The 23,025-nt window shown below is 44.1% G+C and carries 18 protein-coding genes; 6 read left to right on the plus strand and 12 right to left on the minus strand.

Going from position 1 to position 23,025, the window contains the following annotated elements; genetic code table 11:
- Nucleotides 1-99: 99 nt before the first annotated feature.
- The 4 genes from SWP_RS09550 to SWP_RS09565 all read right to left on the minus strand — a co-directional run bounded on the left by SWP_RS09550 (nucleotide 100) and on the right by SWP_RS09565 (nucleotide 4,625).
- Complete coding sequence (locus tag SWP_RS09550; RefSeq protein ID WP_020912254.1) at nucleotides 100-687, minus strand: TorD/DmsD family molecular chaperone; 588 nt, start codon at nucleotides 685-687, stop codon at nucleotides 100-102.
- Nucleotides 687-1,232 (minus strand): 4Fe-4S dicluster domain-containing protein, encoded by a 546-nt coding sequence (locus SWP_RS09555; protein WP_020912255.1) that lies wholly within the window; start codon nucleotides 1,230-1,232, stop codon nucleotides 687-689. The genes SWP_RS09550 and SWP_RS09555 overlap by 1 nt, the downstream gene beginning before the upstream one ends.
- Nucleotides 1,233-1,242: 10 nt before the next feature.
- The gene (locus tag SWP_RS09560; protein ID WP_020912256.1) at nucleotides 1,243-3,456 is read right to left on the minus strand and encodes a molybdopterin-containing oxidoreductase family protein; all 2,214 of its coding nucleotides are present in this window, start codon (nucleotides 3,454-3,456) and stop codon (nucleotides 1,243-1,245) included.
- A gap of 203 nt (nucleotides 3,457-3,659) precedes the next feature.
- On the minus strand, nucleotides 3,660-4,625 hold the full coding sequence (locus SWP_RS09565; protein WP_044555815.1) for a LysR family transcriptional regulator: 966 nt from the start codon (nucleotides 4,623-4,625) through the stop codon (nucleotides 3,660-3,662).
- A 584-nt stretch (nucleotides 4,626-5,209) separates the two neighbouring features.
- Here SWP_RS09565 and SWP_RS09570 point away from each other — a divergent pair.
- The 3 genes from SWP_RS09570 (at nucleotide 5,210) to SWP_RS09580 (ending at nucleotide 10,043) form a co-directional block, all read left to right on the plus strand.
- Nucleotides 5,210-5,905 (plus strand): 4Fe-4S dicluster domain-containing protein, encoded by a 696-nt coding sequence (locus SWP_RS09570; RefSeq protein WP_020912258.1) that lies wholly within the window; start codon nucleotides 5,210-5,212, stop codon nucleotides 5,903-5,905.
- Between the two features lie 9 nt (nucleotides 5,906-5,914).
- Nucleotides 5,915-8,950 carry a molybdopterin-dependent oxidoreductase gene (locus tag SWP_RS09575; protein ID WP_020912259.1) on the plus strand — a complete coding sequence of 1,012 codons (3,036 nt, stop codon included), beginning with the start codon at nucleotides 5,915-5,917 and terminating at the stop codon, nucleotides 8,948-8,950.
- Nucleotides 8,951-9,458: 508 nt separating this feature from the next.
- Complete coding sequence (locus tag SWP_RS09580; protein WP_020912263.1) at nucleotides 9,459-10,043, plus strand: hypothetical protein; 585 nt, start codon at nucleotides 9,459-9,461, stop codon at nucleotides 10,041-10,043.
- Nucleotides 10,044-10,122: 79 nt separating this feature from the next.
- On the opposite strand, the gene SWP_RS09585 is transcribed toward SWP_RS09580, so the two are convergent.
- The 4 genes from SWP_RS09585 to SWP_RS09600 form a co-directional block, all read right to left on the minus strand.
- Nucleotides 10,123-10,689 (minus strand): lipid-binding SYLF domain-containing protein, encoded by a 567-nt coding sequence (locus SWP_RS09585; RefSeq protein WP_020912264.1) that lies wholly within the window; start codon nucleotides 10,687-10,689, stop codon nucleotides 10,123-10,125.
- Nucleotides 10,690-10,838: 149 nt separating this feature from the next.
- Nucleotides 10,839-12,908, minus strand: a complete 2,070-nt coding sequence (locus SWP_RS09590) for a S9 family peptidase (RefSeq protein WP_020912265.1) — start codon at nucleotides 12,906-12,908, stop codon at nucleotides 10,839-10,841.
- Nucleotides 12,909-13,017: 109 nt separating this feature from the next.
- Complete coding sequence (locus SWP_RS09595; protein ID WP_020912266.1) at nucleotides 13,018-13,899, minus strand: hypothetical protein; 882 nt, start codon at nucleotides 13,897-13,899, stop codon at nucleotides 13,018-13,020.
- Nucleotides 13,900-14,064: 165 nt separating this feature from the next.
- Entirely contained in the window at nucleotides 14,065-16,719 is a 2,655-nt protein-coding gene (locus tag SWP_RS09600; protein WP_020912267.1) for an ATP-binding protein, read from the minus strand.
- Between the two features lie 105 nt (nucleotides 16,720-16,824).
- Between SWP_RS09600 and SWP_RS09605 the strand changes: the two genes are divergently transcribed.
- Genes SWP_RS09605 through SWP_RS09615 form a run of 3 tightly spaced genes read left to right on the plus strand, consistent with a single transcriptional unit; the run spans nucleotide 16,825 to nucleotide 18,628 of the window.
- Nucleotides 16,825-17,322: a hypothetical protein gene (locus tag SWP_RS09605; protein WP_020912268.1), complete on the plus strand. Its 498-nt coding sequence runs from the start codon at nucleotides 16,825-16,827 to the stop codon at nucleotides 17,320-17,322.
- A gap of 2 nt (nucleotides 17,323-17,324) precedes the next feature.
- The gene (locus SWP_RS09610) at nucleotides 17,325-18,371 is read left to right on the plus strand and encodes a hypothetical protein (RefSeq protein ID WP_020912269.1); all 1,047 of its coding nucleotides are present in this window, start codon (nucleotides 17,325-17,327) and stop codon (nucleotides 18,369-18,371) included.
- 2 nt (nucleotides 18,372-18,373) lie between these two features.
- Nucleotides 18,374-18,628: a hypothetical protein gene (locus SWP_RS09615; protein WP_020912270.1), complete on the plus strand. Its 255-nt coding sequence runs from the start codon at nucleotides 18,374-18,376 to the stop codon at nucleotides 18,626-18,628.
- A gap of 21 nt (nucleotides 18,629-18,649) precedes the next feature.
- Here the strand turns inward: SWP_RS09615 and SWP_RS09620 are convergent, their stop codons facing one another.
- From SWP_RS09620 to SWP_RS09635, 4 genes are all read right to left on the minus strand, one after another.
- The gene (locus tag SWP_RS09620) at nucleotides 18,650-19,552 is read right to left on the minus strand and encodes a hypothetical protein (RefSeq protein ID WP_187148549.1); all 903 of its coding nucleotides are present in this window, start codon (nucleotides 19,550-19,552) and stop codon (nucleotides 18,650-18,652) included.
- A gap of 150 nt (nucleotides 19,553-19,702) precedes the next feature.
- Entirely contained in the window at nucleotides 19,703-21,244 is a 1,542-nt protein-coding gene (locus SWP_RS09625; RefSeq protein WP_228371127.1) for a DUF3131 domain-containing protein, read from the minus strand.
- Nucleotides 21,193-21,519, minus strand: a complete 327-nt coding sequence (locus SWP_RS09630) for an Hpt domain-containing protein (protein ID WP_020912273.1) — start codon at nucleotides 21,517-21,519, stop codon at nucleotides 21,193-21,195. The genes SWP_RS09625 and SWP_RS09630 overlap by 52 nt, the downstream gene beginning before the upstream one ends.
- Before the next feature lie 99 nt (nucleotides 21,520-21,618).
- The gene (locus SWP_RS09635; protein ID WP_044555816.1) at nucleotides 21,619-22,896 is read right to left on the minus strand and encodes a glycosyltransferase; all 1,278 of its coding nucleotides are present in this window, start codon (nucleotides 22,894-22,896) and stop codon (nucleotides 21,619-21,621) included.
- Nucleotides 22,897-23,025: the final 129 nt, after the last annotated feature.

Here is a 23,025-nt window from a genome sequence, read left to right on the forward strand (position 1 = left end):
GGTTCTACCCGCCGACTACCTGAAGGTTCAGTTATTGACGGCTATCACCGTTTTTCTTGGTGCATAGTGGGTTAACTTATGTGCTATAAAGTTAAACCATTACTGCATTTGCTTCGTGACAAAAAGGTGCAGTTCGCTAGCAAACTCGCGCCAAAACGCGTGTTGGGCATGGTTTTTTATTCCTTCACAGAAGGGAGTGATCCAAGTACCCAGATGCTTAGTGAGAAATTCATCGGCAATGGCCGTGAGTTCCTCAAAGGCTTCGATATTGTTTGCCGCTTTCTGCTCACTTGCTAACGCGTGAACACAGTAGAGAAACTCCAGTTCGTTACCGATAAAATCGGCTGGTTCATTGAATTTTTCGTCAATGATCAAGCCAATGTGTTGGTAGAACTCGGCGACTCTGACAGTCTCGTCGGTATTCATGACATGATTGCCGCTGCGGTAGACGCCCTCGTAGGGAGCAACCAACAGCTTATATGGCCCAATACACATGCGGTTGAAATCAAATTCCAGTTCAGATGCATCGTCGATAAAGCGCTTTGCTTCGTTTAACAAAGGGCTTTGTGGGTTATTCGCTTCGAGATACGCGATCAATCCGTTTAACGCCTCTGTCTTAGATGGAAAGAAAACCATCGATTTAAAGGCAAAGTAAGCCGTTGCAGTTGGGCCATATTGGCTAGTCATTATGCGCGTTCCTTAATAATCACCATGTTAGGTTTGGTGATGCAATCACCGTAGCCGATGCCTTCTTTACTTGCGGAAGGCCTCTTTAACACCTCATCGATGTTACCTGTGTCAATACATTGCACAGGGCAACCGGTGACGCAGGCAGGCTTCATGCCACGGTCAAGAAGTTCAACGCACATGTTGCACTTGTCGGCCTTGCCATCATCTTCGCGAATACTGACTGCTGAATAGGGACAGGCGCTGGCACATAAGCCACAACCAGTACATTTCTCACGGTCTAGTACCACAATACCGTCGTCTCTAACGTGGTAAGCTTTTGCCGGACAGACCATCAAACAGGCTGGGTTTTCACAGTGCATGCAAGAGTGAGATAGCCACACATCAACCGCGCCATCTTCGCGCTGTACTTCATAGCGATCGACCTTTCGGAAGCGGTGGTTTTCAGGCAGTTCATTGTGAATTTGGCAGGCGACAGTACAGGCACCACAACCGACACAGTTTTCTTGTCTGAAGACAAAGCCCACTTTTTGATTAATAGACATCTTTTACTCCTTAGGCTTTTTCTATCGCGACATTAGTCGAGTGGTAGGCTGAACAGCCACCCATATCGGTTAACTTGTCGGTGGTGAGGTTGTTGGTACAACTGGCTTTACCTTGTGGGTCCATACGACGCCAGTTGTTTTTTGGCGCCATTACGGTGCCGCGACCCACTTGACTTGAAACCTGTGCGACAAAGAATGCCTCGCCTCGCTGGTTGCTGAGTCTGACTCTGTCGTTATTGCTAATGCCAAGTGCTTTTGCATCTTCGGTGTTAATTTTGGCGAAGTATGCTGGGAAGTTACGGATGTACTTCACGTTATAGAATGAACTGTTGGCACGCTGAGGGATCGCTGGAGATAGCATGCGGAATGGCAAGCTCTTCTCTTCTGGGATCATCTCATCTTCCGGTAAACCAAAGTCGATGACCGGGTGGTAACCCGCTTCTTTCATCATCTCTGAGTAGAACTCAATCTTGCCACTTGGGGTCTTATATTTACCGTCGCCAAAGTAAGGGCGCTGATCATAGACAGTGACAAACTTCTCCTTGATGATCTGCTCATAAGTGATGTTGTTGTGTCTAAATGCTGGCTCTTCGGTGTCTAAGAAATCACGGAGGATCTGCTCATAGTCGACGCGCATCTCTGGGTGATGATCGAGTCCCATATGAGCAGCAAGTTCCTTAAAGAAGATCCAGTTATCTTTAGATTCACCTAAAGGTTCAATTACTTTTTCCGAGGTTTGCATGTGGTAACAGTTGTAGTCGGTGCCCATATCTGGGAACTCAAACTGGGTGGTTGATGGCACAATAATGTCAGCCAGTTCTGCGGTATCTGTCATTAAGAAGTCATGCACCACCAAGAACAGATCATCACGCATTGCGCCTAAACGACAGGCATTCGAGTCTGGCGCTACCGAAACAAAGTTACCGTTATAGTTAATGACGGCTTTAATAGGCTTGATGGGTTTACCGTAAGCGGTTGGGTTCGTTGGATGGATCGCTTTAGCGATCTCAGTCATATTCACATGACCGACAGTGTCACCATTAGGATGAATATGATCCGCACGACCTTTAGAGTAATTTAAGCTGTCATCGGCTTGGGTGTTATCGTAAACGAAGCCATTACCAATTTTACCGTATTGACCCGCAACGGCGTGCATCATAGCGATAGCTCGAGACATACGTGCACCGTTGTAGTTACGCTGCATACCATAGCCTAGGCGAATAACAGAGAGCTCAGATTCACCGTAAACTTTGGCAAACTTAAACATCTTCTCTCTTGGCACACCTGTGACTTTCTCTATCTCGTCATAGCTCATTTCGTCGACGCGTTTAAGCAGGTCTTGGTAACCAATAGTATTCGCTTCGATAAATTTGGTATCGGCTAGATCATTCTCTATGAGGTACTTCATGATGCCCGTTGCAAGATGAGTATCGGTACTTGGTTTTGGCTGTAACCAGATATCGGCTTGCGAGGCGATAGGTGTACGTATTGGGTTTACAACCAATAGCTTGGCACCTTTATCACGCGCTTGGTTGATGAACTTAATGCCGTGTACGTTTGTGGCTGTTTCGTTCTGCCCCCAAGAGATATAACAGTTAGTGTAAATGTTGTCGTAGGGATCGGGTCCTTGGTAAGTACCCGTAACAGACTTGAGCCCTTCATAAGCGGCGAAAACACACACTTTACGATCTAGCTTGCGAGAACCAACAGCGTTAAAGAAACGGCTCGGTCCGCCGTATTTACCGATAACGCCTTCATGGCCTGAGTAGCTGTATGGCAAAATGGAGTCAGCGCCATGCTCTTTGATGATCTGTTGTAAGCGGCTAGAGATTTTTTCATAAGCTTCATCCCAGCTGATGCGGCGCCATTTACCTTCACCTTTTGCTCCCGCACGCTCCATTGGGTGCAAAATGCGGTCGGCAGCATAAGTATACTGGACGTAGGCGTGGCCTTTAACGCACGGAGATGTCCCCATTTTCTTCATCTCTGATGCGCCTTCGACATAGGTCATTCGGCCATTTTGAACGGTAAACTTCAGCAGACAACGGTCAGCACAATTACGCTGACAAGTGTGATAAACGATCTTTCCTTCACGTTTAAGCATCTTGTCTGGTGCGCCTCCGCGCTCCGTTGCAGTGGCAATACCTGGCACTAAGCCAGACAAAGAACCGACAACAGAACTGGCTCCAACTCCCTGCAGGAAGGTGCGTCTGTTAATTTTCATATGTTTTCCCCATCTTGATAGTGTTAATTCACTACTTATTCTTTTCGCATTGACGACATTGATATAGCGTTGTGAGCAGCTTGATTTCAGGCGTGGTAAGTACTCACTCGGTCTGGCGTGTTTATGGTTACGGCATTACTCCTTTAACTGCAGAATAAGGTCTCTCATCGACCTGGCTTCTGACTTCTCCTATTGATATAACGCTAGGCTTCACTGGCGATACGCCATTCTCTTTCTAGCCCGCAAATTAATTTAGATTTGACCCAGTTGAATGCGGCCGAATGATTGGTGTCTCCGAACAGCACATAGTTGCCAATTTCGCGGTTTTCACGCCGTCGTATACGGCATTTTTGTGCTAGCTCTTCGGGTAATTTGATGTAGTCAATGCCGGGTAACATATCGACAAATTGACGTGTAAACTGGTTGCAGCTGAGTGTGATGGCATCGGTCTCGCTGAGTAAGCGCATTGCTGATGCTAGGCTGTCGGTGTAACCTTCCACTTCCATGCATAGATCTTGCTCACGACATAAGTTGACCAAAAGTGGACAGGCGAGATCGTCGTAGTTATCGATCTCTAAGCAGGTGTAGCGGGAAAGGTTTTCAAGTGTAATAGCTTGATGGAAAATAGGGTGATCACGCTGGGCCAAGATATACAGGCTGTCTGTCTCAGAGAACATTTCATAATTAAGGTTCTTGCCATTAAACCCTTCGTAAACGACTACAAAGTCCATATCTCCATTGGCAAGCTCTGTGGAACAATCATGAGTCAGAACGCGAACATCAAACCTAAGATTGGGTGCTTCTTTTTGAATGTCATCGCGAACGACTTTCTGTACCGCATAAACAAATTCATCATAGGCATGGATGACAAACTGTCCTCCTGATTCCGCAGGGGTAAATACAGAATGCTGCATCTCAATTTTTTGATACTGTTCTACAAGGCTTTTTGCCATAGGAATAAGTTGGTGGGTTTTCTCGGTAGCGACAAAACCAGAACAACGCCTTATAAAGAGAGAATCTTTAAATATATCTCTTAGTATTTTTAAAGTTCTGCTAACTCCTGAAGCGGTCATACCTAACTCATTTGCAGCTTGGTGACTTTGACCATGTTCATATATTGCAATAAATACTTTTAATTGATTGTAATTTAATTGGTCTATTTTGTTCATGGATAAATCACCTGTGTTTTATATGGTTTATATAATCTATATAAGAGTTGTGATATTCAGTGTTATAAGTCACACTTTTTAAAAGCTTGTTTTTATATTTATGATTTAGCTCTCGTGTTTTACATATTAATATTTGCAAATATCAAATATTGATATTTACTCTGAGGAGTTAATTCAGCCGTGGGTTGTTATTAACTTGTACGTCAGCACTATGTCGCTCTCGAATCAACCACCTCGCAACGCCTTGATAGTTATGGGTTTACTGCTTTTATTTCTTGGTGTTTGAAAAACCGTGATATAGGTCTAAGTCGGTGTTTTTGTCATGTGAAGCTTGCCTTAAACCTATCTATAGATTTAATTTCATCAAAAATAAAATTATTTTTACAATGTGAACTTTCTCCTAAAACTATCTCTAGAATTAATTTCATTAAATATTAAATTATTTTTCTATTGTGACCATTATTTGATATTTGCAGCTTTAATTGTTCCTTTGTTTATATATTTATATTTTTAAGTGTATTTTAAAAATAGATTTTTATAAGTGTTATGAGTATTAATTACTGCATTCACAATAAGGAAAGAATATGTTGGATAGACGATCCATATTAAAAATGGCCGCTGGTGGAGCAATGTTGACTCTCATCCCTAGCGCGCAACTTCAAGCTAAGACCGCTGGAAAAAGATTGGCTATGGTGTTTGATGTTCGCCGTTGCACAGGCTGTCTATCTTGTACTGTGTCCTGTGCAATGGAAAATCAAACTGAGGCAGGCCGTTGTCGAACGCGTGTCAACCAAGCAGCACTCGAAACCAGCTCTGGTTTGGCTACTCTTGCTGTACCTAATCAATGTAATCAATGTGATAACCCTCCTTGTGTCGATGTCTGCCCTGCTGAGGCAACTTACAAACGCGAAGAAGATGGCATTGTGGTGATCGATCATGACGAGTGTATTCATTGCCAGTTATGTGTCGATGCTTGTCCATATGGGGCAAGACGTAAAGATGAAAGCTTAGAGACTCCTCCTGAAAAATGTAATTTCTGTATTCATCGTGTGTCAGCGGGTCTGCTGCCTGCCTGTGTTGAAACCTGTATTGGCGAGGCACGCAGCTTTGGTGATTTAAACGATCCCAATAGCGCCGTCTCAAAACTGGTTGCTGATAATAAGGTATATGCCATGTTGGCAGCAGAGGGCACAAAACCAAATATCTTCTATATCGGCTTGCCTGAACAGCCGCAAGACAAACAAATCTTGTCACTTAACTTCCTCGAATGGCAACGCTAGGAGCTGGTAATGGATAGACGTAAATTTTTAACGCAGGCAGGCATTGTTTCTGTTACTGCGGCAACTGTTGGCTGTAGTGATAAGTCCGACTCGATACATCCTACACGTAGCCAAGATGTGAGCAGGTTCGGCCATCCGATCCCGCCTGAGTGTCAGCAAGATGTGAATGGTGAGTGGCAACAAACTGCTGGTGTTCGTACCGCATATTCACGCTGCTTTAGCTGCTACAACATTTGTGGCTTGCGGGTGCGTATAGATGAGAAAAATGACAAAGTTTTGAAAGTTGGCGGGAACCCTTACTGTGAAAATAACTCGGGTTCACCGTTAGCAATAGATACTAGCGTAAAGCAAAGTTATATCGCTTTAGCGGGTGAAAAAGGGCTTGAAAACCGCGCAACAACTTGTGCGAAAGGTGCTAGTTGTGCTGACTCTGTCGATGATGAACGCCGTGTAACCCAAGTACTTAAACGCGACGGTAAACGTGGGGACGGTAAATGGGTCACCATTAGTTACGAGCAAGCATTAAAAGAGATATTGGACGGTGGCGATCTATTTGGCGAAGGGCATGTCGAAGGATTACGCAGTCTGCGTCAACTCGATAAACCAGTAAAACCGGGTTTCCCTGAATTTGGTTCTGCTGCTAACCATCTGTTTGCCACTTATTGTGCAGAAGACACGTTACGTGGCAGCTTTTACGCTCGCTTTATGCAGCAATCATGGGGCACAAGTAATTTAGGCACTAAGCATGCCTATTGTGGCGCTGCTCAAGCAACGGGTTACAGTTTGGGTATGGCGGCAGGTTTTGAAGAGTGGCTCAATGATGTTGATTGGGAAAATGTCGAATATGGTCTGTTCATGGGTACCAGCCCTGGCTCTTCTGGCGCGAGCTTAAACCGCGTTGGTCGTGGCCTTGCAGATAGCCGAGTCGATAGAAAGCTCAAGTATGTGTGTGTTGACCCACTGCTTCGAACTACTGTAGCGGCAGATACGAATGCGACTTGGTTGGCAGTTAAACCCGGACAAGATGCAGCATTCTCTTTTGGTGTTATTCGCACTATGTTGGAAGAGGGTTGGTTTAATAAAACTCACCTTGAAGGTGCCAGTGAAAAAGCGGCTAAAGCTGCCGGGGAGTTAAACTACACTAATGCTGGCCACTTAGTGATTGTGGATGCGAAACATCCGCAATCTCGTCGCTTTGCCAAAGCTAAAGACTTTGGCTTAGGTGGTGATGAAGCAATCATTATTAAAGCGGGTAGCCAAGAGTTTGTCTCGGTTAATAAAGGTGATAAGGCGGAGCTGTTTGTTAGTCAAACCCTTAAGAACAAAGCCGGACGCAAGGTAAAATTAGCCTCATCGTTGTATTTGCTTAGAGAGGAAGCGCAACGTACTAGCATGCAAGAGTATGCCGCTAAATCGGGCATTGCAGTTGCAGATATGCGCCAAGTGGCAAAGGACTTAGGTCAATTTGGCCGTAAGGCTTGTGTGGCTGGAAATGGCGGCACTAACTCATCAGATGGTTTTGTAATGGGTTGGATCTGGGCGACTTTAAATACCTTAGTCGGTAGCCATGACGCTAAAGGTGGCGCTATTTATGGTAATGGACCGATTGGTGGCATGGAGGGGCGCTACGATTTAGCTGATATTGGCAATGGCGTTAACCTTGATGGGGTGGTTAATGCATGTCGTGATGGTGCTTATGAATCATCGACGGAATATAAGCAAAAAGTGGCGACAGGCGAAAATCCATATCCAGCTAGCACGCCGTGGCATGAAGTACTGCCAGCGATGAATGCTGCAGAGCAGTGGACTAGCCATGCCAATAACGATCCGTATCAAGCTAAAGTGTTATTCAATTGGCGTAATAATTTCCTTTATAGTGCCGCTTCAATCAGCCAAGAGGTGGTCGCGAGCATTGCCGATCCAAAGCGTCTGCCATTAATTATTGGCATCGATTGTCATATGAATGAGACCAATCGCTATGCCGATTACTTTATTCCTGATCGCTCAATGCTGGAAGAGTATGCCGCCGACCGTATGTGGGGGTCACACATGCTAGGCGTTGTTGCTGCTGCGCCACTGGTGACGCCGCGAACGGTGAAAACAGAGGCTGGCCAACATGTTTGTATGGAGCAACTGCTGGTTGATATTGCTTTGGAGATGCAGCTGCCAGGCTTTGGTAAAGGAGCAATAACACACGAAAGTGGTGCCAAGGCTGATCTACTTTGTTTCGAAGATTGGCATGCTAAATACCTTGCTAATGTGGCTGCTCAATGTGAGAACTTACCACAAGTAACTGCTGAAGATAGAAAGTGGGCAGGGCTAGATTATGCAATGAAGCCTTTAACGCCAAGGTTGACGACGACTGAGGCTGTCGAGGTTGAAGCCTTATTATCTCGTGGCGGCTATTATGTGGCTGATGAACGTTATGACGGTGACTTCATCAAAGGGGCTGGTGCTAAATGTTTGCAAATTTACCATGAGGCAGTAGCACAACTTCGCCATGCTTATTCAGGTGAGCATTATCCTGGAACGATCACTTACAGTGAGCATCGCTTCTGGAATGGAGATAGCTGGGACAGCCATTGGCCAGAAGCTGAATATCCATTGCTATTTTCAAGTTACAAAGCAACGGTGAGATCGAACTATGCGGTTGCCTATAAGCGTATAGCTGAAATCAGTCCGACCAACTTTGTTTATATGCACACAGAAACAGCAAAAGCGCAGAATCTAACTGATGGCGATAGCGTGAGATTAGTGACCGCTAATGGCAAACCTGCTGAGGGGGTGTTGCAAACCGATTTTGGTGTGGCCAAAGGTGCGGTATGTGTCTCGCATGGCTTTGGTCACTCAAAGGGGTTTGGTGGTGACGATAGAGTCATTAATGGAGAGAAGCTTGCTGGGCTCAAAGAGCGAGCTGGCGGCGTTGCGATCAATCAGATGATCCCATCTGATCCCACTCGTAAGCAAAGTGCCAGTATGCTCAATGACTACTGGACCGGCGCCAATTGCCGTCATGGGATCCCAGTCCGAGTTGAGAAGGTTTAGCTCTCCTGCTATCAATTTTCCCCTCAGTATTCTATTTGGCTGAGGGGGCTTTTCTGCTCTTAAGCATTTTAACCAAATGGCTTCCAATGCAGATCCTATCGGTAAGCAAAGTGCCAGTATGCTCAATGACTACTGGACCGGCACTAATTGTCGTCATGGGATCCCAGTTCGAGTGGAGAAGGTTTAGCTCTCCTGCGATCAATTTTCCCCTCAGTATTCTATTTGGCTGAGGGGGCTTTTCTGCTCCTAAGCATTTTAACCAAATGGCTTCTAATGCAGATCCTATCGGTAAGCAAAGTGCCAGTATGCTCAATGACTACTGGACCGGCGCCAATTGCCGTCATGGGATCCCAGTTCGAGTGGAGAAAGTTTAATTCATATCATCCTGTAAGTTTCCCCCTCAGTACTTTTTCGCTGAGGGGATTTTTTACTCCTGCCGAGCGTTGAGCTCTTAAGTTAAAATTTATCTCTTTGTGATAGGGTTAGTCACAAATCATCGGAGATAATAATGAAAACAACAAAATACTCACAAATTGCGCTGCTAACAGTCAGTGCCTTGTCGCTGCCAGCGATGGCTGTCACTTCAGAACAAACGGCATTTTTTGATAACTTAGCCGCTCATTGTGGTAAAGCGTTTCAAGGCACGGTGACGGCAGGCAATAGCGCGGACTCTGCGTTCAATGGCAAAAAATTGATTATGCATGTACGCGAATGCAGTGACACTGTGCTTAAAGTGCCATTTCATGTCGGTGATGATCATTCTCGAACTTGGGTGATCACTAAGACGCAATATGGGCTGCATCTCGCTCACGATCATCGCCATAAAGATGGCAGTGAAGATAAAGTGACTATGTATGGCGGTATGACCGCAGATATGGGCAGCGCGACAGAGCAGTCTTTCCCTGTAGATGCTTACTCGATTAATAACTTCAGAGAGAACGGCCTAGATGTGTCTATCACTAATGTGTGGCATATGTATGTTAAACCGCAAGAGTTTACTTACCGTTTAACCCGAGAGAATCGTGATTTCAGAGTTGATTTCGACTTGAATAAGCCTGTTGCGTTACCGCCAGTACCTTGGGGTCATAAGTAACAAATATTGCAGTCAGTTAAAAATAAAGCCCAGTGATATTAGTCATCACTGGGCTATTTAGTACAAAGATGAGGTCCGCTTACTTTTCTTCAAAGGTAAAAGATTGGCCTGCTAATGCTGCTTCAAACATCAAGCCACCTTTTGCTACAGTAAATACTGCCATACCATTGATATAAGCTGCCTTAGCGGCTGTTTTGCCTGCGCCTGCAGAGTTACCCGTTGTACCGGCCTGTGCGTTGGCACCAATGTTGATGGCGACAGCTGATGCTTGGGCACCAAACTCAAAGCTGCCACTGGTAAAGTCTTTGTACGCAGCCTCATCTTTAAAGAAAATTATTTCACTATAGGCTTGGCCACCAAGCTGAAAACCAAAAGATACCTGCGTTAGGCTTGTGTCACCCTTATAGCTGCCACCGCGGTAAACTCGGCCTTTACCGTACGCTGCACCAATTCCAATCCCGCCTTTGCCGACCGTAGGAAAAAGAGCGTAGCCATAGGCAGAGTCAAAAAATTTATGAGTTTGCTTTGCTTGCTTAAAGGTGCTTTTTGCTTGGCTATAGCCATCTTCTGCAAGCGCTTGCGGCGCGATTAACATGCTGGCGAATAAACATATGCTGGCGGTGAGGCGTTTGATTGAGCTTGTCATGTAACTATCCTTATCTAGCAAACTGGACTAGACCTTAGCATACCCATTCTGAACCGAAAATGAATGGCTTTTTGTATCGATTTATATCTCATTAAAAAGACAAAATAAAAGCGCCTATTGAGGCGCTTTTATTGATGTCGCAGACAAGGCTATTCGACAGGTTTACCTAACACATAATGTTCGAACCACTTCTGATCCCATTCCATTTTGGCTTTACGGTGTTGATACTTGCTTAAACCATGGCCTTCACCAGGATAAACCACAAGCTCAACAGGTACGTCTAAGTAGTGCTTAAGTGCGCGATATAGGCCTTGAGCATGTCCAAGTGGTACGCGTTGATCGCCTTCACCAATATGGATAAGTGTCGGAGTTTTGATCTTATCCGCATGGCTAAGTGAAGAACCGTGGGTATAGGCATCAGGTTTTTCCCAAGGCAGGCCTTCCATGAAGTTAACTACGTGGCCAGGAGTGTCCTCTAACATCCACTGCAGACGTTGATCAAAGACTCCCGCGCCGGAACTTGCTGCTTTGAAGCGCTCAGTAGTACTGATCAATGCATTAGTGAGGTAGCCACCATTACTCCATCCCATGACAGCCATTTTGTCAGCATCGACAATGCCGTCGGCTATAAGTTGATCGACACCGGCAATGATATCTTTGACTTCGATATCGTGCTCACGTCCAACAAGATCTGTTAAGAATTTATCACCATAACCGGTAGAGCCGCGATAGTTTGGTGATAGTAATGCCCAACCCTTTGCGGTAAAGGTAGAGCGACCATATGATCTGTGTTGCAGGGCGTAGGGAGTTGCGGATGTTGGCCCGCCATGGATCTGCACTATTAATGGCAGTGGACCATCCTCTTTTTTATAGCCAGCGGGTAGGTCCAAGATTCCCTCAACAGTAGTGCCATCAGGAGCAGTCCATTTTACAACAGACACCTGAGGCAGTTTCCAGCTATCAACTTGTGGGTTGATATTGCTTAAGCGTGTAGGTTTAGCTCGGTTGCTATCGGCATCAGCAATAAACATGTCGTAGAAGTGATCTAAACCGTTATGGCTAAATGCAACCGACTCTCCATTTTGACTAAAGCTAAAGCTACCAATGACAGTGTCGCCAGGGATGACTGTACGGGTATCCCCCTGTTCGCCGTCTTCAATTTCAGTACAGAACAGTTTGACCCGAGCGTGATCGGCGCCGCGGTAACAAATTTCATCGCTATTTGGACGCCAAGTGAGATCGCTTGCTGTGAGAGTGACCATCTCTGGGCGTGATACTTCAAGTGAAGGTTTATCGGCAGCTTTGGTATTGTTGATGAATAACTTACCCGGGTGGCCGTCAAAATCGATTCTAAATGCCAGTTCGGTATTATTTTCTTGCCAAGCTAATCCGAGTAACCAGCCATAAGGTGAAGGGGCTTTTTCGCGCCACTGCTTATCTGCAAGTACTTCATTTTGTTTGGTTTGAGTATTAAAGACTTCAACGTCAGACCAACCCTCTAAGAATACCAATTCGTTATCTGTGGTGGTGATACGGGCAATTTTACTGCCATCATTATTCACCTTAAATTCCCAAACGACTTTGTCGTCATCGAGCAGCAATTGCTGTTTAAAGTGCTCTAGATCAAGTTGGTAAAGCGGGTTAGTTTTACGCTCTCCATGACCATATTTGGGAGCGCTATGGCTAGCTCGCATTGATGCCCATTCATCGGTATCTTTTACGGTTTTATTGGCTAAAAAGTATAGACTTTTTCCATCATGACTAAGCTCAAAGCTGCTAACACCTTCCTTCTCTTTCGTCATAGGTTGGCTATCGCCACTGCTGATGGAGATTCGGAATACCTGAGTTTTTCCATTATAAGGCGCTTTTGCATCAGGCTGTTTTATCTTCCCCAAATAATAAACATACTCGCCGTTAGGGCTCCATTGTGGGCTTGATTCACTCTCGTTGGTAAACGTCATTCGCTTTGTTTGACGAGATTTAGTGTCGACGAGCCACAGGTCGCGCTGGCTTTTATCAAGCTCTTTATCCCAGCGAGACTCAAGCCACACGGCTTTTTTTCCATTCGGGCTGAGCGTGACAGCACTCATGCCGCCAATATCGAAAAAGTCATCAATAATAATATCGTGAGTTCTTTCTGCTGCTGAGGTGGCCATACTCGTGCCAAGCAATGCGGTCATTGCGGTAGCAAGCAGAGTTAGCTTGTTCAATCTGTCCATGTTGTAGTTCCTACCCTTCAAGGTATTTTTGTATATTTATAATGAGATAGCCTGAGTACACTAGCGCAATTAGGGGCGCAAAATCCATGATATAAGGCGAGTTACAACATTATTTTTTTTCGTCTTGCATCAGTTTTTGTAAGTAAGCGAGCTCTTCTGAGCTGAGCAGTTGCTGGCTGGCTTTCATGGGCGATTTTTCAGTGGGACGGGTTAATTTACCGCGTAAAAATGCAGCGTAGGTGATCTGTTTTAAGCCGTAAATAGCAAGGATATAAATAGTGAGTAGCAGTACCAGTTTTGTTGCAGCATGATTGATGCTTATAAACTGCTCCCCCAAGTAAAAGGGTAAAATGACCAGTACAGCTCTGATAATCCAATTGCTCAATAACGCTAATGTCAGCACCAGTAACCATCTGAACTTAATGTCCTTCAGGCTCTCTTGATGTAACCGAGAGGTGCGCCCTGGATAATGGCTGAGCATTTTTAATAAAAAGAAAAAATAGAGTGTAGTTTGCAAAAATAGTAACCCTGGCAGAGTGGCGCCAAGCAAACTCAGATGGCTCAATGCTGGAGCGGTACTTAGGGATATTTCTGGAAGTTGTTCCTGTTTTATTACACGGTAAATTGCAGTACTGAGTACGGTAATTGCGACGATTAACGAAGGGTAGAAGTGAGGTGAAAAACCAATCGGGGTTCTCGCATCATGCAAGCTTCGATAGCAATACAGGTAAAGCATCGGCATCAACAGAAAATAGACTGGGATGATTAAGAGGAAGATAAAATGTATCGGAGCGGGCGCATTTTCTTTAGTGAGTAGGCCTGTAAAAAAATAAAGTGCCATTAGGCTAAAGATACTACCTAAAATCTTATGGTTACCATTTTTCTCATGATAGATATAACGGATGTATAAACCTAGGCCTAGGCAGTGAAGACCACCAAGCAAAGAGATCCACCAATACCCTTGTGCAATAACATCACTAAATTCATTCATATTGCTGTTATTTCAACCTATTAACCTGTGAGATGCAAGTTTAGGTTTGAGTCCGTAAAGGCTATTGGCCAATTGACAGGCTTATCGCTTTACCTGAAATTAAATTATGGACGGTAATCGTTTAACGAGCGCCGATTCAGGAAGCATAGACCATTACGAGAAATTTTAGCTGGCAAGCCTAGATACTTGCTTAAGCTTATCGAGCAATACATCTTTTTTAAAGGGTTTAGCCAAGTAATCGTCCATGCCTGATTCATAGCACTTCTCTATATCTTGGTCTAACACACTGGCTGTAAGCGCAATGATTGGTAGGCGCTGCTCTGAGTGTTGCTTTTCCCAAGCTCTAATTTTCGCCGTTGCGGTAAAGCCATCCATTACCGGCATCATGCAATCCATAAGGATGGCGCTGATCACTTCGCCTTTGCTGATGTATTCATAGGCTTCGAGCCCGTTATTGGCAATAATAAAGTCAAAGCCAGCCTGCTTGACCAGCAGTGAAGCGACTTTTTGATTCACTAAATTGTCTTCGACAATAAGAATGACCACTTTTACGGTGACTTTTGCATTGTCATTGTCGCTCTGCGCTTGCTCTGAAGGTTGTTCGTTTCTAAGTGCTCTGTTCTCTATGCCGTTACGAATAGCATTATTAAAGCGTCTGCCAAGTAATGGCAAGGTAACTGTCGAATCAATATTATCGAGCGTTCTCTGCTCTGACGGGGTATTTATCGCGATAGTAAAAATATCTTGCTCGGACAGTAACTCTGGCAGGGTCGCAAGTGCATCTCTGGTGATGGAGGAGTTATCGACGAACAGTAGGTCAAATTTCTGTTTATCTTGCAGCAGATCGAAGCAAGATTGATAGCGATAATTAAGCTTAAACCCTTGTCTGATACAGGTTTCTTCAATGGTGTCGGTGATCTGATTATCGGCTGAAATGAGCGCCGCTGTTAGGTGTTTGAATTCATCGTTTAGGGGCGCTTCTTGCGCAATTATCCGCGCTTTAAGTTCAACAGAGAAGCAACTGCCTTTGCCTTTTTCTGAGGTGATTTTTATATCTCCCCCCATTAGACCCACTAATTGTTTGCAGATTGAGAGCCCTAGACCAGTACCGCCAAATTCTCGAGTAATAGAGCCATCTTCTTGAGTAAAAGGGGAGAAAATTTGTTGCTGCTTGTCTTCGGCGATGCCGATACCGCTGTCAAAGACTTTTATCTGCATGTTGGCATAAGGCTTTTCATCAAATTGGCTGGTTATAGCCACTTTGATAAAGCCTTTATTGGTGAACTTAACGGCGTTGGATAGCAGGTTCATCAATACTTGTCGCATGCGATGTTCGTCGAGTGATACCAGATAAGCTGTATCGGTGGGGATATCAATTTGTAGATCGAGATCTTTCTCAACGACTTTGGCAAGCACCATAGTGAGCGTGTCATAAACGACTTCGGCAATGTTGGTATCTGTGTTGGCGATGGACAAGTTACCAGACTCAATTTTAGATAGGTCTAAAATATCATTGATTAATAACAACAAGGTGTGTGAAGAGGTTTCAATGGTCTGCAAATATTCAGTTTGCACCGGAGTCAGCTTAGTTCCTGCCAAAATCTCTGACATACCAATAATACCATTTAGAGGTGTTCTAATCTCATGGGACATATTTGCTAAGAAAGAGCTCTTGGCGAAGTTAGCTTTCTCTGCATCAGATTTGGCTCGTAATATTTTCTCATCATTGAGGTAACGCTCGTGAATAAGATTGTTGAGTTTTTTAGAGAATAAGCTGAGCTCATCTTTACCATTTTCATTTATCTTATTTGAATAATCATGGGTCTCCTCAATTTTTGACATGGTCTTAATGACGTGTTGTAGGTAATTAAGAATACGTCGATAGAGGTTTGCTCCTATAGTTCCGATGATCAGTAGTGAGGCGAAGAGTCCCGCACAAAAAACGATAATAAGATTTTTTGACTGAGCAATTTCACTGTGAATTTTGCTGGTCAGTTGATCTGAGAATGTGGTCACTACAAATTGAATTAGACTGAGCCTTTGACTAAAAGCAGCAAGGTTTTCCTCTGGGCTTTCAACTAATACGTCCTGATGCAAAATATGGCTACGTAGTTGATAGCTTTGTTCGAAGGCTTTATCTGAAAATGTGCTCAGTAATAGGTCGACCTGTTCTGGCTTAGCATTGATATTGATGAAACGCTCGACATAGAGCTGTTGCCTCTCAGCGCTTATGTTTAATTGATTTAGGAGCTCGGTATCATTTTTATTACTGAGAAGCTGATTAATCAGCCACTTCTCTTCCGTAGACCAAAGCGATAACCATTGCAGCTGATATAAAATAGTGAGGTTTTGGTTTATTTGTTCGGGGACATCGAGTTTATCTTTCTCTAGTACAACAAGCGCCTGAGATTGCAACTCACTCATCCAAGTTGACCAATCCACCACGCTGTCATTGCTGAGGTCTGGCGATTCTGTTAACGCCTCTTTTGTGCTGTTAAACCAAGCTTGAATGTCCTGCAAATTTTTTGCTGTAAAGGCTTTTGGTAGCAAGGTTGGGAATTCGGCAACAATGGGGGTAAAGTCGGCTAATACAAAAGAGTGCCCCTGCGCATATAAGCCTTCTCTGGCTTGATTGATTTTGATATTAAGTGCAGAAAATGATTCAAGGAAAGTGACTTTGCTATTAAGCGTATTAAGCGCACGGACATTGTTGGTTTGTTTTCGGATCTCTAACGCAGACAGAAATGCTACAAAAAGTAATGGCAATAATACTAGCGCCAACATCCGTGTTTTTATTGAAATACGATTCAATGTGTTCATTTCTGCTCCTTGAATTGAACGTGCAAGCCATATCCTTGTGTATTACATGACTCTTGACTATATTCAGCATAGTACAAAAAACTATCTAGGATTGAGGGTTTTTATATGTTTAATGGACTAAACTGTAATGCATTGTTTTTTCATGTGAAAATTATAGCTTTAATCATAATCCTTTCTTTATCGACTTCGGTATTGGCGTTAGAGGCCGATCCAAGCGACAGCACCGAGGTCGAGTTTGCAATCTTTAGCCTTAATAATGAACTCCCTCCTTTAAGTAAAAGTAAAGCCAGAATGCTCTACCGTGGTAAATCCAAAAAAATCGGTGGTAGCCTTAAGATTGTGCTGGTGGATCTGCCTGAAACCTCGATGCATCGTGAAGACTTTTACAGCATGTTACTGGGTAAATCGGTATCACAAATGAATGGTTATTGGGCAGGGTTAGCATTTTCGGGAAAAGGTTCGCCACCCGAAGAGTTAGATGGTGACGATATTAAGCAGATCCTGAAGTGGTTGAACGATAACCCTAACGGCATCGCCTATGCGCCGATCGAATCGGTTCCTGAAGAAGTTAATATCTTAATTACCGTGCCACAGGGAGAGTAGCCATGTTATTAAGCCGCCAATATACTTTTTTAGCCTTAAGCTTGGGATTGGTAGCGAATGCCGAAGCTGCCATTGAGCTGACCGATAACATCATGCTCAGTGGTTTTGGTTCTACATCGATCAGTAAGACTGACAATAAAACGCCGTTATTCGTCAATCGTGAAATAGCTGATGAGACCTGCTATGACTGCGACACTATATTTGGGTTACAGCTTGATGTTGCTCTCTTTGAGGGGGTGGATGCTTCAGCGCAATTGGTGAAGCGTACTCAAGATAACTGGAGTGAGCCAGAACTTGAATGGGCATATCTAGGTTACGAATTTGGTGACTTTGAGGTACGGGCAGGGCGATTGCGTTTACCACTATTTTTAGTGTCAGAGTTCTATTATGTAGGCCAAGCCTATACTTGGGCGAGACCACCACAGGAGGTCTACGATGCGATTTTAGGATTTACCTCCTACGATGGTATTTCTTTAGCTTGGGACTATGAATTATCAGATGAAGTGTCGCTGCATATCTCACCATATTATGGCTTTGAACGACTCAATGAGGTTGAGTTAGGTTCTGCAATTTTGCAATTCGATACTGAGTATATGGCAGGTATTTATGTTGATTTAGTGGGGTTTAATTATCGAGTGCACGCGGGGTTTATGCAGGCAAAGTATACTCCACGGCCAACGACTGAAACTCAGAAATTAGATATATACACACTCGGTGCCGAATACAGTTTAGATGCTTGGTTATGGATGGCTGAAATTGAATATGATGAACTGCAAACCAATTGGTACGCCAGCATGGCTTACGCATTCAGTGATGTGGGCTTAACCCCTTATCTTGTTTACGCTGAGAGCCATGAATTGCGTGAGAGCAAAGGCGTAACATTAGGGCTGAGATATGATGCAACATCGACAATTTCACTTAACTTTGAGATGCAGTCTATTTTCTCGCATGAACCTGGTAATCGAGCGCAGTTCATCACCTCGCCGCTGTTATACGGTGAAAAAGAGGATGTTGATCTGTTAAGTCTCACAGTAAACTTTGTGTTTTAATTATGGGTAACATTACATTTTGGCTTAGCTTTTATCTTGTGATGCTAGTGATCTCTACCGTTATTGGATACTACAAAGGTAATATTGTTGCAGGAGCGCTGCTAGGCTATGTTTTGGGGCCTATCGGGGTGCTTATTTTGCTGCTTAGTAAAGATAGGAAAATGCTCCCCTGTCCAGAGTGTGGCTGTAAAATTCATCGCCACTCCTATGAATGTCCTAAGTGTCAGAAAAAAGTCCTTAACCGTTTAAGTCAATAAAACGTGTCTCAAAGGTTATGGTTAGAAATCAAAAGAGTAACTGATACTGATCGAACCATCTTTAAACCTACCTGTATCTGCTCCTCTATCTGCACTATTCCAGCGATTACCAGAATAGTTATTGTACTGAATCGTTATGGTACCGGGGTGCCAATCAAAGTATCCAAAACCGTAAGTAAAATCTGGATTCCAAGGTTGCTTTTGGCTGCTATCTAAGTAGTAAAAGGCAGTTCCATTGACGTACCAGTTACCGACGATGGAATATTTGCAGCCTAAACTTATCGTTTGATGGCTGGTTTTATATTCGATACTGGCTAAGTCGAAATACTCTGGCGTGTAATTGTAATCAAGTTGACAGCCCATGGCGCCTTCGTCGGTAAAGGAAAACCAATCGATAAAGGGTTTGGTGATGGGAAATTTCCAGCCTAGAGCCCAGGTACCTTGGGAGAATTCGGTATGCTTTCCACCTGGCTCAGGAGAGAAACGGTTTCCCCCATAATTAGAGTACAACAGGCTAAAAGTATATGGCCGCCAATCACTGTAACCGAATACATAGGTAAAATCTGGGTTCCAGGCTTGTTGTAGCTCTTTGTCAAAATAGTGGTAGGCGGTTGCAGAGATAAACCAATTGCCAATAATCGAATATTTTAGTGACAAGCTTGCGGTAAGGTTTTGGTTACTTGGACCTGTAGTGGCATTTGCAGGAATAACTGCAGGGGTGTCTACCAATGGGTAGCCTACGGCAACGCTAGCGCTCCAACGTTTGTACCAAGGGGTGTCAGTATCCCAAGTCTCCAAGGGCAGCATGAAAGAGCTTGTGACCCCATTCCAAATGAGATCTGCAGTCGAGGACTCTTCAGTTTTTGGTGGTTCAGAGCTATTTATAACCTTAGTTTCAACAGGTTTCGGTGCATGCTTTGCCATTTCGGTTTGGTGCTCACTCGCGCAAATTTCAGCAGCAAAGAAACTTAGGACTGGTATCCATAGTACTTTTCTGACTGTCCATCCTTGGCGCTTTATCAAATGCGTCTTCCCTAACGAGGTCTTTGTTCCTGACTTATTGTGACGGTTCGATTAATCTTGCCAAATAGCGATTCGACCGCGGGTTTTATACCAAAGGCTAACTAAGATCAGCGAGTTAGTATTTATATTATAGGCGGTATTTGTTTTTCCATTGTGATAAAGCCCAGTTGGGATCTCGCTATGGCGGGCACTATTGGTTATGACCTGTGTTGCAAGTTTCTCGCTGTACTCATTTTGAAAAATGACGCTCATTGCAAACGCTGCCTTATTGCTAAAGGTTTGTGAATCGGCGATGGGTTTACCCGAATGGGAGACGCTGTGCCACGCTTGGCCTTGGTAGTAAATATTGTTATATAAAAACCAAGGTGACTTACTCAGCGAATCTTCTGCGTAGGCTGTTAATTTTTGATTGGTTTTGTATTTGAAATTATGTAGCTCAAACAATGTGCTTAGCTGGTTCCAGCAAGAGGCTTCACTTCCCACTTCAATGGTGTAAAGCAAAAATGGGTCAAGAGTTAAGAAGGGAAGGTTACGAACATCGGTTTTCACCGACATACCCTCAATATTGATCTCTTTTAATCGATCACAGTTAAATGCATTAGCAACATCTAAGTTCATCATTTGATAACCCGTTGCAGCGTATTGCAGATAGCCCAGCCGTCCCTCTTGGCGAAAGTACTCTTTCTTTGAGGTCAACTTGGTGCCATACAGTGTTTTTCTATGCACAGCGGCATTGAGTTGCCACTTTAGCTTGATGTTGTCGACATCGGCTGCGAGGTGCGGTTTTTTTTGGGCTATAATTGCTAGCCAAATATACAGGCGACCAAGATCTAAAGCTGACCAGCCATTGCCATTAGAAGGTGTATCGCTATATCGTCCAGAGGGCTTCCCTGTCACTGTATTGTATTGTCGATTGGGCAGTTTACCGTCATATAAAGGCAAGTTATAAAGGGTTGTGAGTAACTTAGCGAGTCTAATGTCAGTGACGTGCGGATCGCTAACGTTGAGTGCTTCTAAGGCTAATAGTGCGCCTATTCCACTGGCTATATCCCACATGGTGGCGTGTGTATAGCCTTGCACCGAATCGATAAGACCAGTAGTTTCATTCCAATTTTTATCTATGTAGCGCTGTGCTTTATTGGTGAGTAGCTTTTCGTAGCGGTTGAGAGTTACGGGTATCGGTACAGGTGCGGGAACTATTGTTGTAACGTCCGTCTTTGCTACTATTTCAGTGGCTTGGCTATTAGCAATGATGGAAAGCTTTTTGCTTGAATTTTTAGAATTAACTTGGGGGATAACAGCTCTACGCTGGAATTCAATTTGAGGTTGAACGGGTGACTCTGACCCCAGTATGACTCTGGATACCCTTTGTGACCCTGTTGGGTTAGGTTGTTGCAGCTGCTGAGCGGCTTGGTTATCGAGCTCATCTTTTGAGCTCGTTGCCCACGCAGAATTATTCGCTGAAATACTTAGTATAGCGAAAGCGCATACGGCGATTTTTAGTATGCGCGTAGTGAAGTGCCCTTGCTGCAATATACGGCCTATTGCAAAATGCCCTCTATCTGTTGATTGATCTCTTTTATCTTGCCACAAAGCGCATTGATATCATTTTGGTCGGGCAGTGATCCCGCTTGAGATCTTGATTCTACTGTTTGGGCTAATGTCATTGCCTCTTTAGCGCATAAATTACTAAACATCCCCTTTAGCTCATGTGAAATCTGAAATAGACCATTAACGTCATCTTTGGAGAAGCGACTTTGGAGTATATTATCGCTTTCTCCGTACTCTTCTAAGTAAATGCTAAGTAGCATTTTCACCATGGAGTCATCATCTCCACATAGTGCTCTTAATTCATTAACTTCTATCATTTTAAGATCCCTTCTTGCTCATTTATCGGCTATGTTCAGCATTCTGATAGCTGTGCGAATATTGGTGACGCACGAGTGTGTCGCTTGGGTGAGTCCTTGCTAAGTTATGGTCGCGAGTTGCTCGGCTCTTACTTTACTCAACCACTGCTTTAATGCTGCAGGGCTCATCAGTTGAGGGTTACCAAGCTCAGCGTCACTGGCGTGTAATAGCTCTTCTGGTAATAGGTCAATGATGCGATCTAAATCTTCCGCCGTTTTTATCTCTTTGTCGATGAGTTGTGCCATCTCTTGATTGTAATCAGCCCCTCTTGCACGTAGTGCTTTTACTAAGCCTTGCAGTAACGTTAACCAAGTACTCATCGGACCCTGGGTGATAGAGGCCGACTCTGCAGCTGAGTCGATAAAAGCAAAAGGTACGGTGGCAATATGCTGTTGCTGTTGCATCGCAGCTAAAATCCAGTCGGTATCGAAGGAGAAGTCAAATACGGTCGGCTGCTCGAGAATAGTAACTAACGCTTCACGACTAAAGAGTTTATAAGCTGCTTGGGTGTCGTAAATTCCTTGTGAAAAAATGGCTGAGCCAACCATTCTTTGCATATGTCTAAGGGTTTTAATGCCGATCCCCCAGCGCTGCTCTTGTTTGACTAAGATAGACAGCGGGTCTTTACGGTTACCCAGTACAACCTGAGCGTTGTTCGCGACAAATGGAGCTAATATGAGCCCGAGTTGTCCCATATGCACTGAGTTGTCTGCATCGGTATAGATCACTGCATCTACGCCATCGTCTAGCGCTTGCATGCAGCCATGAATAATAGCGCCGCCTTTTCTGGAGTCATCTACATTTTTGAGTTTAGCGAGTGGCCCCTTAGTCGCAGAAATGCCGTCTTTGAGGTTGAGTACCGATATCTTTTCTGGTTGTGAACTTCTGCTTGCTATGCGATTGGCTATAGTGAAACTGCCGTGAGGGCATCCGTCGTCAACAGGGTAAAGTTGCCAATTTACCTTGGTGCCTTTACATGCCCAATTAAGTTGAGTGACTTTGGTCAGCAAAGAGTTTTCACCGTTGATATTCGAAGGACTCTTTTCTAGTAACCTGTGGTGCTCACCCCACATGGCAAAGACAATTCCAATGGAGATAGGTTTGCTGATCTGTTTTAAGTATTTGCGTGATTGCACTAGCTTTACTGCTAGCTTGAATGCCAGCGGACAATCCTCTTTTTGAGCCAATGCGGAAAGCTGTGCAGGGGAGGTCTGTTTTAGATCGAGTAAAGAATCTGCTAGTTCAAGGAGACAAATCTGATGAGAGGATTCGGTTAGGTCAAATTGGTTGCTAGCAGAGCGGTAGATTTGTTCGAGATCTTCTTTATGCATTTTCATAATGAATCCTTTCATTGATTAACTCTTCCCGATCGCCCTACGGTTTAAATCGTAATGACCGTGAGCTTATTAAAATGTAGTCACAGATCTTTTAAACAGCAAGACGATAAACATTTTTAGTCGAGTTTT

Origin of the sequence: Shewanella piezotolerans WP3, assembly GCF_000014885.1 — a bacterium.
Lineage (GTDB): Bacteria > Pseudomonadota > Gammaproteobacteria > Enterobacterales > Shewanellaceae > Shewanella > Shewanella piezotolerans.